At 59.9% G+C, this 17,238-nt stretch carries 17 protein-coding genes; 14 read left to right on the forward strand and 3 right to left on the reverse strand.

The features are described 5' to 3' along the window. Window positions 1-210 precede the first annotated feature (210 nt). The 8 genes from ccoN to ccoS all read left to right on the forward strand — a co-directional run bounded on the left by ccoN (window position 211) and on the right by ccoS (window position 8,262). A complete protein-coding gene (ccoN, locus tag BUA94_RS04550) occupies window positions 211-1,866 on the forward strand; it encodes a cytochrome-c oxidase, cbb3-type subunit I (RefSeq protein WP_073009356.1) in 1,656 nt (551 codons plus the stop codon). 15 nt (window positions 1,867-1,881) lie between these two features. Next, window positions 1,882-2,616, forward strand: a complete 735-nt coding sequence (ccoO, locus tag BUA94_RS04555; protein WP_073009360.1) for a cytochrome-c oxidase, cbb3-type subunit II — start codon at window positions 1,882-1,884, stop codon at window positions 2,614-2,616. Window positions 2,617-2,620: 4 nt separating this feature from the next. After that, window positions 2,621-2,776 (forward strand): cbb3-type cytochrome c oxidase subunit 3, encoded by a 156-nt coding sequence (locus BUA94_RS04560; RefSeq protein WP_073009363.1) that lies wholly within the window; start codon window positions 2,621-2,623, stop codon window positions 2,774-2,776. Window positions 2,777-2,779: 3 nt separating this feature from the next. Further along, window positions 2,780-3,658 (forward strand): cytochrome-c oxidase, cbb3-type subunit III, encoded by an 879-nt coding sequence (gene ccoP, locus BUA94_RS04565; protein WP_073009368.1) that lies wholly within the window; start codon window positions 2,780-2,782, stop codon window positions 3,656-3,658. Between the two features lie 164 nt (window positions 3,659-3,822). Then, a complete protein-coding gene (ccoG, locus tag BUA94_RS04570; RefSeq protein WP_208979966.1) occupies window positions 3,823-5,277 on the forward strand; it encodes a cytochrome c oxidase accessory protein CcoG in 1,455 nt (484 codons plus the stop codon). Between the two features lie 20 nt (window positions 5,278-5,297). Beyond that, window positions 5,298-5,810, forward strand: coding sequence for a FixH family protein (locus BUA94_RS04575; RefSeq protein ID WP_073010906.1), 513 nt, complete (start codon window positions 5,298-5,300; stop codon window positions 5,808-5,810). A gap of 9 nt (window positions 5,811-5,819) precedes the next feature. Next, a complete protein-coding gene (locus BUA94_RS04580) occupies window positions 5,820-8,027 on the forward strand; it encodes a cation-translocating P-type ATPase (protein WP_073009372.1) in 2,208 nt (735 codons plus the stop codon). A gap of 76 nt (window positions 8,028-8,103) precedes the next feature. Then, window positions 8,104-8,262: a cbb3-type cytochrome oxidase assembly protein CcoS gene (gene ccoS / locus BUA94_RS04585; RefSeq protein ID WP_073010909.1), complete on the forward strand. Its 159-nt coding sequence runs from the start codon at window positions 8,104-8,106 to the stop codon at window positions 8,260-8,262. Between the two features lie 717 nt (window positions 8,263-8,979). On the opposite strand, the gene hemA is transcribed toward ccoS, so the two are convergent. After that, on the reverse strand, window positions 8,980-10,266 hold the full coding sequence (hemA, locus tag BUA94_RS04590) for a 5-aminolevulinate synthase (protein WP_073009375.1): 1,287 nt from the start codon (window positions 10,264-10,266) through the stop codon (window positions 8,980-8,982). Between the two features lie 588 nt (window positions 10,267-10,854). Between hemA and BUA94_RS04595 the strand changes: the two genes are divergently transcribed. Then, window positions 10,855-11,379, forward strand: coding sequence for a response regulator (locus BUA94_RS04595; RefSeq protein WP_073009378.1), 525 nt, complete (start codon window positions 10,855-10,857; stop codon window positions 11,377-11,379). A gap of 237 nt (window positions 11,380-11,616) precedes the next feature. Here BUA94_RS04595 and BUA94_RS04600 read toward each other — a convergent pair whose 3' ends face one another. Then, window positions 11,617-11,805, reverse strand: a complete 189-nt coding sequence (locus BUA94_RS04600; protein ID WP_073009381.1) for a hypothetical protein — start codon at window positions 11,803-11,805, stop codon at window positions 11,617-11,619. 91 nt (window positions 11,806-11,896) lie between these two features. Beyond that, window positions 11,897-12,586, reverse strand: coding sequence for a GntR family transcriptional regulator (locus BUA94_RS04605; protein ID WP_073009384.1), 690 nt, complete (start codon window positions 12,584-12,586; stop codon window positions 11,897-11,899). 295 nt (window positions 12,587-12,881) lie between these two features. Between BUA94_RS04605 and aroQ the strand changes: the two genes are divergently transcribed. The 5 genes from aroQ to BUA94_RS04630 all read left to right on the forward strand — a co-directional run bounded on the left by aroQ (window position 12,882) and on the right by BUA94_RS04630 (window position 17,077). Continuing rightward, a complete protein-coding gene (gene aroQ, locus BUA94_RS04610) occupies window positions 12,882-13,316 on the forward strand; it encodes a type II 3-dehydroquinate dehydratase (RefSeq protein ID WP_073010912.1) in 435 nt (144 codons plus the stop codon). Window positions 13,317-13,463: 147 nt separating this feature from the next. Continuing rightward, window positions 13,464-14,396: a metal ABC transporter substrate-binding protein gene (locus BUA94_RS04615; RefSeq protein WP_073009386.1), complete on the forward strand. Its 933-nt coding sequence runs from the start codon at window positions 13,464-13,466 to the stop codon at window positions 14,394-14,396. 73 nt (window positions 14,397-14,469) lie between these two features. Further along, the gene (locus BUA94_RS04620; protein ID WP_073009389.1) at window positions 14,470-15,375 is read left to right on the forward strand and encodes a manganese/iron ABC transporter ATP-binding protein; all 906 of its coding nucleotides are present in this window, start codon (window positions 14,470-14,472) and stop codon (window positions 15,373-15,375) included. Beyond that, window positions 15,372-16,232 (forward strand): metal ABC transporter permease, encoded by an 861-nt coding sequence (locus tag BUA94_RS04625; RefSeq protein WP_073009392.1) that lies wholly within the window; start codon window positions 15,372-15,374, stop codon window positions 16,230-16,232. Before BUA94_RS04620 ends, BUA94_RS04625 begins: the two co-directional genes overlap by 4 nt. After that, window positions 16,229-17,077: a metal ABC transporter permease gene (locus BUA94_RS04630; protein WP_073009395.1), complete on the forward strand. Its 849-nt coding sequence runs from the start codon at window positions 16,229-16,231 to the stop codon at window positions 17,075-17,077. Before BUA94_RS04625 ends, BUA94_RS04630 begins: the two co-directional genes overlap by 4 nt. Window positions 17,078-17,238: the final 161 nt, after the last annotated feature.

The following is a 17,238-nucleotide window of genomic DNA, read 5'->3' on the forward strand; positions in this document are numbered from 1 at the left end:
TTTTTGCATGTCCGCTATTCTGAGTTGTGTTGCGTGGGTGTTGGTGCTTGGCGGTGTGCGCCAATTGCCGCACTCGAGGAACTGACCGGCGGTTTTCTAGAGGGGCAGAGGGGCAGGTTGATTTGAATCAACGTGTCTTGCCGCGCAACGTGCGCATGGTCCGTCTAATCGTTGGCACAGTGTAACGATTGATAAGACTGGGGCGCGAAAATGGCACAGACCAAGGCCAGACTCATCACGCTCGAGGAAGGACTGTTTGCAGCTTTCCTTGTGGTGTTGGCATTCGCCTGCCTAATCGTAGCAGGCAAAACATACGACCAAGTGATGGCATTTCACGCAACCATCGGAGCCCTTGTGGCTGCCGGCGGTGTGTTCGCCATCTTCAAAACTTTCTTCGACAGTGACGGCACGCTGGCTCCGCAGGAGATCAACGGCAAGCCGAACTACAACATGGGGCCGGTCAAGTTCGGCACCGTGGCAGCCATGTTCTGGGGTGTCGCAGGCTTCACCGTAGGCCTGATCATCGCGTCCCAGCTCGCCTGGCCGGCATTGAACTTCGACCTTCCCTGGACGAATTTCGGCCGCCTGCGTCCGCTGCACACTTCCGCAGTGATCTTTGCCTTTGGTGGCAACGTGCTTCTGGCAACCTCCATGTATGTGGTCCAGCGCACCTGCCGCGCCCGCATGCCGGGCCGTGTGCTGCCCTGGTTCGTGATCATCGGCTACAACGCCTTCATCGTGATTGCCGGCACGGGCTACCTTCTGGGTGCAACCCAGGGCAAGGAATACGCCGAGCCGGAATGGTATGCCGACCTTTGGCTGACCATTGTCTGGGTGGCATATCTGTTCCTGTTCCTTGGAACGTTGTGGAAGCGCAAAGAGCCGCACATCTATGTGGCAAACTGGTTCTACCTGGCCTTCATCGTGACGATCGCGATGCTGCATCTGGTCAACAACGCCACCATTCCGGTGTCGGTGTTCGGTACCAAATCCTACATCGTCTGGTCCGGTGTACAGGATGCCATGGTTCAGTGGTGGTACGGCCATAACGCGGTGGGCTTCTTCCTGACCGCCGGCTTCCTGGCCATCATGTACTACTTCGTTCCGAAGCGCGCTGGCCGGCCGGTTTATTCCTACCGCCTGTCCATCGTTCACTTCTGGGCGCTGATCTTCATCTACATCTGGGCTGGTCCTCACCACCTGCACTACACGGCTCTGCCGCAGTGGGCTTCGACCCTCGGTGCGACCTTCTCGATCATCCTGTGGATGCCGTCCTGGGGTGGCATGATCAACGGTCTGATGACCCTGTCCGGCGCATGGGACAAGCTGAGAACCGACCCGGTTCTGCGCATGCTCGTCGTGTCGGTCGCCTTCTACGGCATGTCGACCTTCGAAGGTCCGCTCATGTCCGTTCGTGCGGTCAACTCGCTGTCGCACTACACCGACTGGACCATTGGCCACGTGCACTCCGGTGCCCTGGGCTGGGTGGGCTACATTTCCTTCGGTGCGCTCTACTGCCTGGTTCCCTGGCTGTGGAACAAGAAGAGCCTCTACTCGCTGAAGCTTGTGGACTGGCACTTCTGGCTGTCGACCCTCGGTATTGTTCTGTACATCACCGCAATGTGGGTCTCCGGCATCATGCAGGGCCTGATGTGGCGCGCCTACGACAAGCTCGGCTTCCTTGAATACTCGTTCATCGAAACCGTTGAAGCGATGTTCCCCTACTATGCGATCCGTGCAGCTGGCGGCTTCTTGTTCGTCCTCGGCTCTCTGATCATGGCCTACAATCTATGGATGACCGTTCGTCACGGCGAGGCTGCTGAAGCCGAAGCCAATCCGAGCGGCGCTCTGGCTGCGGCCGAATAAGGGGGAGGAGACAAAATGTCTGTTTGGGCAAAACACCAAATCTTCGAAAAGAACTCTATCGTTCTCCTCGTCGGCATTCTGGTCATGGTCGCCATCGGCGGCCTGGTCGAAATCGCTCCGCTCTTCTACCTGAAGAGCACGATCGAGAAGACCGAGGGCGTTCGTCCCTATACGCCGCTCGAACTGGCCGGCCGTAACATCTACATCCGTGAAGGCTGCTATCTCTGCCACTCGCAGATGATCCGCCCGATGCGGGACGAGATGGAACGCTATGGCCATTTCTCCCTGGCTGCGGAGTCCATGTATGACCATCCGTTCCAGTGGGGCTCCAAGCGTACCGGTCCGGACCTTGCACGCGTTGGCGGCAAGTACTCCGACGACTGGCACGTCGCCCACCTGGTGGACCCGCGTGCGGTTGTTCCGGCATCGGTCATGCCCGGCTATCCTTTCCTGAAGGAAAACCGGCTGAACACCCGGGACATCGAAAGCCACCTGAAGGTCAACGAAGTCATCGGCGTGCCCTACACACAGGAGCAGATTGACGCAGCAGCCAAGGACATCCTGGCGCAGGCCCAGCCTGACACGGATGCCGCGGATGCCTTCCTTGAGCGGTACCCGACCGCAGTCGTTCGCGACTACGACGGCAACCCGAAGGAAGTCACGGAAATGGACGCTCTCGTCGCCTATCTCCAGATGCTCGGCACCACCGTCGACTTCTCGATCTACGACGACAAGGCAAACCTGAGGTGATGCGATGAATGAGACCTACACTGCCTTCGCAGGTTTCGCTCAGACCTGGGGCCTTCTCTACTTCATGATCATGTTTGGCGCTGTCCTGGCCTACGCATTGTGGCCGAAGAACCGCAAGGGGTTCGAAGACGCCGCTCAGATCCCGTTGCGGGAGGATTGATCCATGTCGGAAACACATAAGACAGAAATCGACAAGATTACGGGTGTCGAGACCACCGGTCACGAGTGGGACGGCCTGAAGGAACTGAACAACCCGCTGCCACGCTGGTGGCTCTATTCCTTCTACGCCTGTATCCTGTGGGCCATCGGTTACTGGGTCATCTATCCGGCCTGGCCGCTGGTCTCCGGATACACCACAGGTGTCATGGGCTACAGCCAGCGCGCCGACGCCATTGCCGACTATGAAGCCGGCATGGCAGAGCGCGCCGTCACCGGGGCAAAGCTGGTGGATGCTTCCTTCGAGGACATCCGCACCACCCCGGAACTCCTGGAGTTCGCCAATGCCAACGGGGCAGCCGCTTTCGGCGACAACTGCGCTCCGTGTCACGGGTCCGGTGCAACCGGTTCCAAGGGCTATCCGAACCTGCAGGACGACAACTGGCTGTGGGGCGGCACGATCGACCAGATCTACCAGACGATCGAGTTCGGTATCCGGTCCGGTCATGACGAAGCCCACATCGGCGACATGCCGGCCTTTGGCCGCGATGAGCTGCTGACCAAGGAACAGATCGATCAGGTGGCCAACTTCGTTGCCTCCAAGACCGGCCTGGAAACGGACGCAGGCGCCGATCTGGAAGCTGGTGCCACGGTCTATGCCGACAATTGTGCGGCCTGCCATGGCGAAGATCTGAAGGGCATGCAGGAAATGGGTGCCCCGAACCTGACCGCCGCGACCTTCCTCTATGGGAAGTCCCTGGCTGCGATCAAGTCCCAGGTCACCAACCCGCATAACGGCGTGATGCCGTCCTGGGAAGGCCGCCTGGATCCGGCGACGATCAAGTCGCTTGCCGTCTACGTCCACTCCTTCGGTGGTGGCCAGTAAGACGGTCTGAAAGACCACACCGGAATCTGACCGGTTTGATCCGGCGCAAGGCGTCAAAACCTTGCGCCGGATAATCAGGAGACAGCACGGGCGGGCACGTCCGCCTCGTGCCGGAACCCACAGGATCCTTTTGGGGCAGGATCCGGAACAGAAGGACGGACGGCATGAGCGCCGACACCGAACACGGGCACGGTGGCGAACCTGAGGAATGGTTCGCATCGGCCAAGAAGATCTATCCGATGGCAGTCCATGGGCTCTTCCGGAAGATCAAATGGACCCTGCTCTTCATCACTCTCGGAATTTACTACTTCCTGCCCTTCATCCGCTTTGACCGGGGTCCGAACGCGCCCGATCAGGCGGTTCTGGTCGACCTGACCGGCCGGCGCGCCTATTTCTTCTTCATCGAGATCTGGCCGCAGGAAGTCTACTACCTCACGGGTCTTCTGATCCTGGCAGCCGTTGCCCTGTTCCTGATGAATGCTGTGGCTGGCCGCATCTGGTGCGGCTATCTCTGCCCTCAGACCGTCTGGACGGATCTCTTCCTCTTCATCGAGCGGAAGGTAGAAGGCGACCGGCGTGAGCGGATTGCCTTCGACAAGGAGCCCTGGACCGGCAAGAAGATCGCCAAGCGTGCGACCAAGCATTTCCTCTGGCTGATGATTGCCTGGTGGACCGGCGGCGCATGGGTGCTCTATTTCGCCGATGCCCCGACGCTGGTTACCGAACTCGCAACCTTCCAGGCTCCCTGGAGCGCCTATATCTGGATCGGCATCCTGACCTCCACTACCTATCTGCTGGCAGGTTTCATGCGCGAGCAGGTGTGCATCTACATGTGCCCCTGGCCTCGTATCCAGGCGGCCCTGACAGACGAGAAGGCACTCAACGTCACCTACCGCTGGGACCGGGGTGAGCCGCGCGGCTCTCTGAAGCACAACAAGCAGCTGGAGGCCGAAGGTCTTCCCGCCGGTGATTGCGTCGACTGCGCCCAATGCTTCCATGCCTGCCCGACAGGGGTCGATATCCGCAAGGGCCTGCAGCTCGACTGCATCCAGTGCGGGCTCTGTATCGATGCCTGTGACACGGTGATGACCAAGGTCGGTAAGCCGACGGGTCTGATCGGCTATGACACGGATGAAAACATCCAGCGCCGGATCGAGGGCAAGGACCCGATCTACAGCATCGTCCGCCCGCGCACGATCATCTACGCAGCGGTCATCGTCGCTGTCGGACTGACCATGCTCACCGCGCTGCTGACCCGCGATTTCGCCGGCATCAACGCGCTGCATGACCGCAACCCGATCTATGTGATCCAGACGGACGGCTCGATCCGCAACGGCTATTCTGTCCGCCTGCTCAACAAGCGTACCCATACAAGGCACTTCATGCTTCATGTAGAAGGGATGCCGCAGGGGACGAAGGTTGAGGCTGTCGGTGTGGACACAACCTTTGCCGACCGGCCAATCATTGAGATCGGACCGGACCAGACCCGCGAGCTGCGCGTTCTGGTCACGTCTCCGGCTGGTGTGAAAATGCCGGAAAGCACGCCGATTGTCTTCCGCCTGACTGAGTCCGTGATGGGAGAGGTCGTGACGGCAAAAGACTTCTTCAAGGCGCCGTGAGGCAGAGCAGGATGGAAACCATGACACAAACCGTATCTGGCACGAAGCCTGCCCGCGAGCTGACCGGACGTGGCGTCCTGATGTGGCTGCTCGGCTTCTTCGGACTGGTCTTTGCGGCCAATGGCGTCTTCATCTACTACGCCCTGGGGACATTCCCCGGGGTGGTGGTGGAGAGCTCCTACAAGGCTGGACAGGAATATAACCAGACCATTGCGGCGGCCACCGCTCAAAGCGAGCGCGGCTGGAAGGTCGGGGTGGACCTGACCCGCGGCCTGACCGGCTCCGGCGATGTCCGCGTGGAAGCGCGCGACAAGACCGGTGCCCCGCTGACGGGTCTGGCTTTCACGGCAACGCTGAAGCATCCGGTCTATCAGGGCCAGGATCTGACCGTTGACCTTGGCGAGACAGAGAGCGGTGTCTACACCGGCAAGCTCGATGCGCTTCCGGCGGGCAACTGGCAGCTGGAAGTCGTCGCCATGCAGAATGGCGAAAGGATATTCCTGTCCGAAAACCGTGTGTTCCTGAACGAGTAGAGGTCTGCCGTGACCGTGCATATGCGCGATTGGGATGCCTTCACCACCCCGGCCCGTGAGGGCGCTGAAGACGGGGTGGTGCACATGGATCTGGCGGTGGAGGGGATCACCTGCGCCGCCTGCATGGGCGATATCGAGCGCGGCCTGTCCCGGCTGCCCGGTCTCGTCAATGCCCGGGTGAACCTCACCAGCCACCGTCTTGCGGTGGAATGGGTCAAGGACAAGACGTCTCCGGATGACATCATCTCGGAACTGTCCAGGCTCGGCTACACGGCGCATCCTTTTGATCCGGCCTCCCAGAAGCAGCATCAGGACAAGACCGGCAAGCAGCTCCTCAGGGCGCTGGCCGTTGCCGGATTTGCGGGCATGAACATCATGCTCCTCTCGGTCTCCGTCTGGTCCGGCAATATCACCGACATCACACCGGAAACCCGGGACTTCTTCCACTGGCTTTCGGCTCTGATCGGCCTGCCGACGGTGGCCTATTGCGGCCGCGTGTTCTTCGTCAGCGCGTTCAAGGCGGTGCGGGCAGGGCGGCTCAACATGGATGTGCCGATCTCCATCGGCGTTCTCCTTGCTGTCGGTCTGTCGCTGGTCCAGACCATTCAGCATCACCACATGGTCTATTTCGAATCCGCCGTGATGCTGCTGTTCTTCCTGCTGGTCGGGCGCTATCTCGACCACATGATGCGGGGACGCACCCGCTCGCTGGCGGAAAACATTGCGGCTCTTAAGGCCGAAGTGGCCGTGCGCATCAACCCGGATGGCACTGTGCGCGAAGTGCCCCTGTCCAAGATCGATCCGGGTGATCTGGTTCTGGTCAGCGCCGGGGAACGGATCCCGGTTGACGGGCGTGTCGTGCAGGGCAATTCGGAAATCGACCAGAGCCTGGTCACCGGCGAGACGCTTCTGGTGGCCGTTGCGCCCGGCGCCGATGTTTTTGCCGGGACCGTCAATGGCGACGGAACGCTGCACCTTCGGGTCAGTGCCGCTTCGGGGGCAACGCTTCTGGATGAGGTCAACAGGCTGCTGGAGACGGCGGCCCAGGCCAAGTCGCTTTATGTGCGTATTGCCGACAGGGCGGCCCGGCTATACGCCCCGATCGTTCACACGGCGTCTGCGATCACTTTCGCAGGCTGGCTGTTCTATGGCCTGGGCTGGCAGCCGTCGCTGGTGATTGCGATCTCGGTGCTGATCATCACCTGTCCCTGCGCGCTCGGGCTGGCTGTGCCTGCCGTACAGGTGGTCGCCTCCGGCCAATTGTTCCGCTCTGGCGTGTTGCTGAATTCCGGGGATGCGATCGAGCGGCTGGCGGATGCGGACATGATCGTGTTCGACAAGACCGGCACGCTGACAATCGCAGCTCCTGATCTCCTCGATCCTGATGGCATTCCTGAAGGTCTGCTCGCCAAGGCACGGCGGCTGGCGGTTTCCAGCCGGCATCCGCTTTCCCGTGCCCTGTCCGAAGGGGCCGGCAATCTCGTGCCCTTTGCAGACGTGCGTGAAGTCACCGGATCTGGCGTCGAAACCCAGACAGATGGCAAGCTTCTGCGACTGGGCAGCCCGGCATTCTGCGGTGTTGAAGAGGCAGAGCTTGCCGAAGTTTCTGCCCTTTATCCCGGTGCGTCCTTTCTGGCGGTGCGCCATGGAGACGAGCCTGCCTGTCTCTTGCCGCTGGGCCAGAGCCTCAAGGCGGATGCGGTCAAGGTCATCGGGCTTCTTCGGGACAAGGGGTACGAGCTGGAGATTCTGTCCGGTGACCGGGAAGGGGCTGTGCGGACGGCCGCCGAGGATCTGGGCATTTCCAGCTGGCACGCAGGGCTGAAGCCTGCGGACAAGATTGCCCGTCTGGAAGAATTGAAGCAGGCGGGCCGCAAGGTCCTGATGGTCGGTGACGGCCTGAACGACGCTCCGGCGCTTGCGGGGGCTTATGTCTCCATGTCGCCGGTGTCTGCCGTGCATTTGTCCCAGGCCGCCGCAGATGCGGTGTTTTTGAGCGACAAGCTGCAGCCGGTTGCCGATGCTCTGGCCCTGTCCAAAAAGGCCCGGCGGGCGATTGAGGAAAATCTCTGGATCTCTGCGATCTACAATGTCATTGCGGTGCCCGTGGCCGTTGCAGGCTTCGTGACCCCGCTGCTTGCCGCTGTCGCCATGTCGCTGTCGTCTCTGGCGGTGACCGCCAATGCCTTGCGGCTGCGCTGGGGCAATGACCGCTGATCGCGTTTGAATGCGTGTCTTGCCGGTGGCCTCGCGTTTCCCGGTCAAGATCCTGAAGCCGCTAGGAGCTGCTCCCTTGTCTGTTCTGATCTATCTGATCCCCGTTGCGCTGTTTCTTGGAGGGCTTGGGCTCGTGGCCTTCCTGTGGAGCCTCAAGTCAGGACAATATGATGATCTGGAAGGCGCGAAGTGGCGTATCCTGAATGATGACGACCTGCCGGAGGACCGGAACTAGGCGCACAGGAACGGGAGCGGAGCGCAGACGCGATCGCAAGCCAGGCTGAAAAGCAAGTCGTCAAGGGAAGGGGAGAATGCGGTTTCGGCGGAGAAACCGCATCTCAATCTGGCTGAGATGCCTCAGCCGGATATGATCGTACTCAGAACCATTGTTGCAGCCACTGCCAGCAGTCCGAGACCGGACAAAAGCAGCAGGTTTTCACGCAGACGTGGCGTCGTCTTGCCGGATCGTGGGCGAGCAGCAACGAATGGTTCCGGAGCGGTCTTCGTTTGTAAGATCGTACGGGACACCATTACTCACCTTGTTGAATACAAAACCCTCTGCGGAATCCTCTCCGCAGACCCGGAGCATCCTGTGCTGAACCCCTGAAGGGCAAGTTAAAATCCCCCGTCAGAAGTTGTTAATCTCCCGCAACTTTACCAAGGGGTGAAATCTGCGGAGCATTTTTGCTAAAACTTTCGGTTTTTACCATCCGTAAAACAGGCGATAGCTCGCGTATCCTTTTGTTTTGAATGGTGTTTTTCTGGAGCTCGTCTGCAGCTATTTCGCTGAGGTTTGCGATCGTGCAGGACACTTCTTAACGAACCTGAAAAATGGTCCTGAACCGGAAGATCGAGCAAACTCCGGCAGGTTTCAGCCGTTTCCTAACAAAACGGGCCGGCAGTTGACTGCCAGCCCGTAAAGATGAACGACCGTTTACCAATCGAAATATTTTTAGCCGCCGGCAGCCGGATAGATCGCCTGGGCGACATTTCCATTGGCGTCGACGATATTGCAATTGTCGTCGACGGTACCCTTCGGCAGGCCCAGAACGTTCCACACATCCACCAAGGCATCACGCAGATGAGCGACCAGGGCGTCGTCATGAAGCGGGGTCGGGGTGATGCGCAGGCGCTCGGTGCCGCGTGGAACGGTCGGATAGTTGATCGGCTGAATGTAGATGCCGTGCTTGTCGAGCAGCATGTCGCTGGCCTTCTTGCACAGGTCCGGATTGCCAACCAGGAGCGGCACGATATGGGTGTCCGACGGCATCACCGGCAGGCCCGCATCGCGCAGCGTTTCCTTGGTGCGCTGTGCCTGACGCTGCTGGCCTTCACGCTCGCTCTTCGACACTTTCAGGTGCCGGATCGAGGTGCAGGCCGCGGCTGCAAGAGCAGGCGGGATTGCCGTGGTGAAGATGAAGCCCGGCGCATAGGAGCGCACGGCATCGACCAGCGCCTGACTGGAGGCAATGTAGCCGCCCATCACACCGAAGGCCTTGGCCAGCGTGCCTTCGATGACGTCGATCCGGTCCATGACGCCGTCGCGCTCGCAGATGCCCGCGCCGCGCTCGCCATACATGCCAACCGCATGAACCTCATCGATGTAGGTCATGGCATTGTATTTGTCTGCCAGGTCGGCAATGCGTTCAATCGGTGCAACGTCGCCGTCCATGGAATAGACGGATTCGAACACGATCAGCTTTGCCCGGTCCTTGCCGGCCGCCTTGAGCAGGTCTTCAAGATGCTCGAGATCATTGTGGCGCCAGATCTGCTTGCTTGCGCCAGATCCGCGCACACCGGCGATCATGGAGGCGTGATTGAGCTGATCTGACAGGATCAGGCAGTCCGGCAGCAGCTTGGCAATGGTCGAGATGCCTGCCTCGTTGGAGACGAAGCCGGAGGTGAAGACCAGGGCCGCTTCCTTGCCATGCAGATCAGCGAGTTCAAGCTCGAGCTGAACCAGCGGATGATTGGTGCCGGAAATGTTGCGGGTGCCACCTGCGCCTGCGCCCATCTTGCGGGCGGTCGCGGCCATGGACTCGATCACATCCGGATGCTGGCCCATGCCCAGATAGTCATTGGAGCACCATACGGTGATCTTCCGTTCCAGGCCGTTTTCGGCGCGCCAAATGGCCTTGGGAAACTCACCTGCGATTCGTTCGAGATCAGCAAAAAACCGGTAACGCTTTTCCTGACGCAGAGCATCAATCGCGCGTTCAAAGGTTTCTTCATAGTTCATTGTCTGAACCTTGTATGTCTGGCGTTGTCGGCGGACCGTAAACTCCCGGCCCGTTTTAGTCTAACGGCAGATTGACGCGCTTGGCTTTTTCCGTCCTGCCAGGCTGCGCTTTTGCCCCTGCCTATGAAGCGCACCTTATAGGCCATGCAGCTTTCGGGAATTGATTGATCTCAATTTCAGCAATTCCCGAAGACCATTCGACACACTTAGCGTTTTTTGAATGCTTTTTCCAGATTTGCGAACCGATACTTATGGGTTCACCCCTATTAGGGTCCGGACTCATAAATCTGAAGGGAATGGTTTGAGCGAAAATGGCCGGATACAAGGCGCAAGACTGTAGCAAGCCTAATGGCTTTCAAAGGCTTGCAACGCGGTAGCCGGCCATTTTCGCCAAATCCCTGTGGGACGCGCAACTGGCATTGAAATGCGGCGTTGAGCGTCTCAACCGGGCAGGCGGCCCGCTTTTCGCCACTCGCCTTGCCTTTCCGCGCCAGTTGATGCGCCATTCCAATCAGATTTATGTGTCCGGACCCTAACCCCTTCTTCAGACTTTCATGTCATGGCTGAGAGTGAACACGGAGGTATCTGGTGAGTCTCGATCTAGCCTCGCTGACATTCCTGCTGGTGGAAGACAGCGCCTATATGCGGACCATCCTGCGCACCATGCTGCAGGGGTTCGGTGCCCGGCGCATCGTTGAAGCCGAAGACGGGGCGTCCGGGCTTGAGGCCATGGACCGCGCAAATCCGGACATTCTGATCCTGGATTGGGTGATGCCGATTCTGGACGGTGCCGACATGGTGCGCATGATCAGAACGCCGAACAATCCCTTCGCCTATATTCCGATCATCATGGTGACCGCCCACACCGAGCGCAGCCGGATCGTGGAAGCGCGGCGTCTGGGTGTTCACGAACTTTTGTCCAAGCCGATTTCGGCAAAGGCCCTGTATCAGCGAGTCTCGAGCGTGATCCTGCATCCGCGCGACTTCATCAAGACCTCGACCTATTTCGGACCCGCCCCGCGCGAGATCCGGAACCGCCAGAAGATCTGGCAGGGTGGTTCTGAAGGTGATGGCGGGCAGGGCAATGAGGGCAACGCAGCCGCAATCGGCTGACCCTTGCGGGCCGGAAGAGGCTCGGTTGCCTTCTGTCACTTCCCGAGAAACGATTTTGGGAACGATCGCGTCCGCGTGAGGCGGTGCCGGCGCTTGATCTGCGGCGGGCGCAATCCCGCTCTGAGGCCGACAGGTTGGTGCAGCGCCAATGATCTCGGCAAGTCTCTGAAAAGAGAGGGGTCTCAAAGGGATCCGAGGCGTGACGCCTTCAGGCTCCCTCTGTGCTCAATGCTTGGTTCAGGCTGCGATCCGCTGGGGCTCTGCCTTGACAGAAAGACCATCCAGATAGTCGACCAGAAGGTCGAGGTCGACGGTGTAGTGATCGATCAGATAGCGCACGAGCACATCTGCCGGCACATGCTGATAGCCGTTGATCGCGGAGTGAAGGGATTCCATGCATTCCAGTCTTGGCCGATAGGTCACCATGAACTTTGTCTCCTCTCGGGCGGCGTTCTGCCTGTCCCTTAAGGTTAACAATCAAGGTTAATATTCCATTGCCTTGAAGGAACTATCGTTTTCAGTCTTCTGCCGAAGGGGTGCCTGCGGGGGCCAGGTGAGCGGCGCTGCCGTAGATGTGCTGTTTCAAGATGGCAATCGCAGCTTCCGTGTCCCTTGCCTTTGCTGCGGCAAGAAGCTGGCGGTGCTCGTCGGCAGCAATCTCGCCCCGGATGGTCTTTGTCTGAAGCTGGTAACGCAGGAACTTGCCGAAAACGATCGCATGGAGATCCAAGAGGTTCTTGGAAGGGCAGGCCTGGATCAGGGCGCGGTGAAACTGCCAGTCGTAGCGCTTCCAGTCTTCCCTGAGATCCGGTGGGATGTCGTCCTTCTGTGCAAAGACCTTCGCCTCGACGGATTCAAGCTTGTAGTGGGCGGCCACCACATTGGCCTCCCAGTTCAGATCGCCATGGGCGAAGGAATCCTTCAGGGCCTTGGCTTCCAGCATGATGCGAAGTTCGGACACTTCCATGAGGTCGCACTCGGAAGCGGGGGCAACGGAAAAGCCTTTCTGTCCTTCCGCCGTCACAAGGCCAACGGCTGTCAGTCTGCTGAGGATCTCCCGCAAGGTGGCAACGCTGATGCCATAGGCCTGACGCATCGGTTCCAGGCGAAGCTTCTGGCCAGGTAAAAGCCGGCCGAAAATAATGTCATTGCGGATCTGCCGGTGAATGTTCTCACCAACGGATCCGTCTGGATCTTTGTCAAGCATGGGGCGTCCCTAGTTCACAATCATCCTACTCAAACTTGACATGGAACTCAATTCATCTGATAAAATTCATTTTATAGGATGAAATCAAAAACAGCATGTGCCCCATCAATTTCGGTGAACTTCAACGGAAGAGCTGGATAAGCCAAAAAACCATTCGCCTCCGTTGAAGTTCCCGGACCTTTTTTCATCTCCGGTTTCCCTCGCGCCTTCCTTCCTTGCCTGCATCTGATAATGATCGCAAAGCCCGGCAGTTCTCTGTCCGGGTGTTCCAGATTTGGAAATGTGGGAGAGCAGGGTGAAGACCGTCTACGTCCTCAATGGACCGAATTTGAACCTTCTGGGTAAGCGTCAGCCGGAAATTTATGGCCGGGAAACCTTGGCGGATGTCGAGGCGGCCTGCCGCAAGCTGACGGATGCAGCAGGGATGGAGCTGCGGTTTCATCAGTCCAATGCGGAATTCCAGCTGATCGACTGGATCCATGAAGCGCGCGAGACCGCTTGCGGCATCGTCATCAACCCTGCGGCCTTCACGCATACGTCCGTCGCAATCCTGGATGCGCTCAATGCCTTCGACGGTCTGGTGTTCGAGGTGCATATCTCCAACGTTCACAAGCGTGAGAGTTTTCGGCATCACTCTTATGTTTCCCTGCGCGCAGATGGCGTTCTCGCCGGTTGCGGGGTTCAGGGTTATGAGCTTGCTCTGCAGCGGCTGATCCGGCTGGCAGCCTGATCAGGTCAGGACACGCGCGCCGGCTTGCTGCTGGCGCGCTGCATAGTGTGTCTTGGGATGAGTTTTTGCAAATCATTCGCATTTGCATTGACAGAAGCCTTCGGCGTCCCATATCGTCCGGACAACAGCAAGCCGAGGAGAGTGGACATGGCATCGGGAAGACGGCGCAAGCCGGGTGCAAGGGGCAGGGGAGCGTCCATCGCTCTGGCCTTGGCCGTTTCGGCCTGGACAGCTGCCGCCCAGCCGGCCTTTGCCAAGCTGAAGGTGGTGACCACATTCACGGTGCTTGCAGACATGGCCCGCAATGTCGCAGGGGATGCGGCGGACGTGGAATCCATCACGCGGCCCGGTGCGGAAATCCATGGCTACCAGCCGACCCCGCGCGACCTGATCCGCGCTCAAGGGGCTGGCCTCATTCTCTGGAACGGCATGAACCTGGAGCTCTGGTTCGAGCAGTTCCTGGCCAATATGCGCGGCGTTCCCTCGGCAACCCTGTCGGAAGGCGTGGCGCCCATGCCGATCCGCGAAGGCAACTATGAGGGCAAGCCCAATCCCCATGCCTGGATGTCGGCGGAAAATGCGATCATCTACATCGACAACATCCGGGATGCGCTGAGCAAGCAGGATCCGGACAATGCCGGGGTCTATGCCGCCAATGCCGAGGCCTACAAGGCCAAGGTCGAGGAGGTGATGGCGCCGGTGAAGGCAGAGCTTGCAGCCGTGCCGGAGGATCAGCGCTGGCTGGCGTCCTGTGAAGGCGCGTTTTCCTATCTCGCCCGCGATCTCAAGCTGCAGGAAGTCTATCTGTGGCCGATCAACGCGGACCAGACGGGGACGCCCCAGCAGGTCCGCCGCATGATCGATGCGGTGCGGGACCACAAGATCCCGGCGGTCTTCTGCGAAAGCACGGTCAACAATGACCCGGCCAAGCAGGTTGCCCGCGAAACCGGGGCTGCCTTCGGCGGGGTTCTTTATGTCGACAGCCTGTCGGAGGCGGGTGGTCCGGTGCCCACCTATCTTGATCTCCTGAAAGTCACCAGCGACACCATTGCCAAAGGCCTGACCGGCAGCACCCGGTAAGGGGCGCGGAGCAGGCAGTTATCTTTTCGAAAGAGCTGCTGGCTCTTTCGTCTCCTGAAACGGGAATTGAGCCGTGAGTTTGGAAGAGACGCGTCATCTGGAAACTGCCGGCTTGTGGGGGAGGCAGGTCAGCGTAACCTACCGCAACGGCGTGGCCGCCCTGCGCAATGCCACTTTTGCCGTTCCCGAAGGCTCCATCGCAGCCCTTGTCGGTGTGAATGGGGCGGGCAAATCCACCCTGTTCAAGGCCATCATGGGCTTCCTGCCGCTGAGCGCCGGGGAAATCGGCATTCTGGGCCGTCCGGTGCGCAAGGCGCTGGCCGAGGGGCTGGTGGCCTATGTTCCCCAGGCCGAGGAAGTCGACTGGTCCTTCCCAGTGCTCGTGGAAGACGTGGTCATGATGGGCCGCTATGGCTGGATGGGCTTCCTGCGCATTCCCTCTGCCGAAGACAAGAAGGCCGTCGCTACCGCGCTGGAGCGCGTCGGCATGGCGGATTTCCGCAAGCGGCAGATTGGCGAATTGTCCGGCGGCCAGCGCAAGCGCGTGTTCCTGGCCCGGGCCCTGGCGCAGGATGGCCGGGTCATCCTCCTGGATGAGCCTTTCACCGGCGTGGATGTGCAGACGGAAGAGGCGATCATCACTCTGCTGCGCGAATTGAAGGCTGAGGGCCGGGTGATGCTGGTCTCCACCCACAATCTTGGATCCGTGCCGGAATTCTGCGACCAGACGGTTCTGGTCAAGGGCACGGTGCTGCGTTACGGGCCGACTGCGACCACCTTCACCCGCGAAAACCTGATGGAGGCCTTTGGCGGCGTGCTCCGTCATTTCGTCCTGGGTGGAGCCGATCTTCATGAGGATGACGATGCCCGTGCAGTCACCATCCTGACCGATGACGAGCGGCCTTTCGTGCTCTATGCGGACGAGGCCCGGACCTTGGCCGGCTCTGCGGAAGAGACACCTGCCGGAGGCGAGAGATGATCGCCTATCTGCTTGAGCCCTTTGGCTATGGCTACATGACAAATGCCATGTGGGTCAGTGCGCTGGTCGGCGGGGTCTGTGCCTTTCTCTCCGCCTATCTGATGCTCAAGGGATGGTCCCTGATCGGCGATGCCCTCAGCCACTCCATCGTTCCGGGCGTCGCCGGAGCCTATATGCTGGGGCTGCCTTTTGCACTTGGCGCCTTTCTGTCAGGCGGCCTGGCGGCGGGTGCCATGCTGTTTCTCAATCAGCGCACCGGACTCAAGGAAGATACGGTCATTGGCCTGATCTTCACCAGCTTCCTCGGGCTCGGCCTGTTCATGGTGTCCGTCTCGCCCGTGCCGGTCGATGTGAACACGATCATCATGGGCAACATTCTGGCGATCACGCCGGAGGACACGCTGCAGCTTGCCATCATCGGCTTTGTTTCCCTCGCCGTGCTTCTGGCGAAGTGGAAGGACCTGATGGTTTCCTTCTTCGACGAGAACCACGCCCGGTCCATCGGTCTCAATCCGGATCGCATGCGCTTCATCTTCTTCGTGCTTTTGTCCGCATCCTGCGTGGCGGCGCTGCAGACGGTGGGCGCGTTCCTGGTCATTGCCATGGTGGTGACACCGGGGGCGACGGCCTATCTGCTGTGCGACCGGTTTCCGCGCCTCCTGATCCTGAGCGTTGCCATCGGCGCGCTGACCAGTTTCGCCGGCGCCTATCTGTCCTATTTTCTCGACGGCGCCACCGGCGGTCTGATCATCACCTTGCAGACGCTGATCTTCCTGGTGGTCTTCGTTCTGGCCCCCAAGCATGGCCTGCTGGCAGCCCGGCGCAGGGCCGCAGACGCCCTGAAGGAGCAGGCATGATGGACACGCTTTTGATGCCGTTCCAGTTCCCCTTCATGCAGAACGCCTTCTGGGTGGCGCTGCTGCTGGCGCCGCCGACGGCGATCCTGTCCTGCTTCCTGGTGCTCAAGGGCTGGTCGCTGATGGGGGATGCCATCAGCCATGCGGTGCTGCCGGGTGTCGTGATCGCCTACATCATCAACATCCCGCTGGTCATTGGCGCCTTTTGCGCCGGCATGGTCTGCGCACTGGCCACCGGCTACCTGAAGGACAACAGCCGGGTGAAGCAGGACACGGTGATGGGGGTGGTCTTTTCCGGCATGTTCGGCTTCGGCATGGTGCTCTACACCAAGGTCGACACCAATGTGCATCTCGACCATATCCTTTTCGGCAACATGCTGGGCATCGGTCCGGACGATCTCTGGACCGCCGGAACGGTCGGTGTTCTCGTGACCTTGCTGCTTCTGGTGAAGTGGAAGGACCTGTTGCTCCATGCCTTTGATCCGGCACAGGCCCGCGCCATCGGCCTGCCGGTCCGGCTGCTGCACTACGGTCTGCTGGCTGTGCTTTCCGTCACCATTGTCGCGACCCTGACCGCTGTGGGTCTGATCCTGGCTGTCGGCTTGCTGATCTCGCCGGGCGCGATTGCCTTTCTCATCACCCGGAAGTTCTCCGTGATGATGATGACGGCGGTTGCCGTGACGCTTGCGGCCATGACCGGTGGCGTCTACGCCAGTTTCTGGCTGGACAGCGCTCCGGCGCCGACCATCATTCTGGTGCTGACCGGGCTGTTCCTGCTGGCCTTCGCCTTTCGGCAGATCCGCAACCGTCAGGTCTCCACCCGCCCTCAGGTGGCAAAGGCGTGAACACTCTGGTTAAGCAAAAGGCCAAACCCGAGACTTCAGGACATTTCTCCGCGCCGTCCCGGCCTTGAGCCGGGACCATCCTTGGAGACACATTATTTCACCATAACAATAAGATGGGAGATCCCGGATCTCCGCTGCGCTTCGTCCGGGAAGGCGCGGTA

Origin of the sequence: Roseibium suaedae (assembly GCF_900142725.1) — a bacterium.
In the GTDB taxonomy this organism is placed as follows: Bacteria; Pseudomonadota; Alphaproteobacteria; order Rhizobiales; family Stappiaceae; genus Roseibium; species Roseibium suaedae.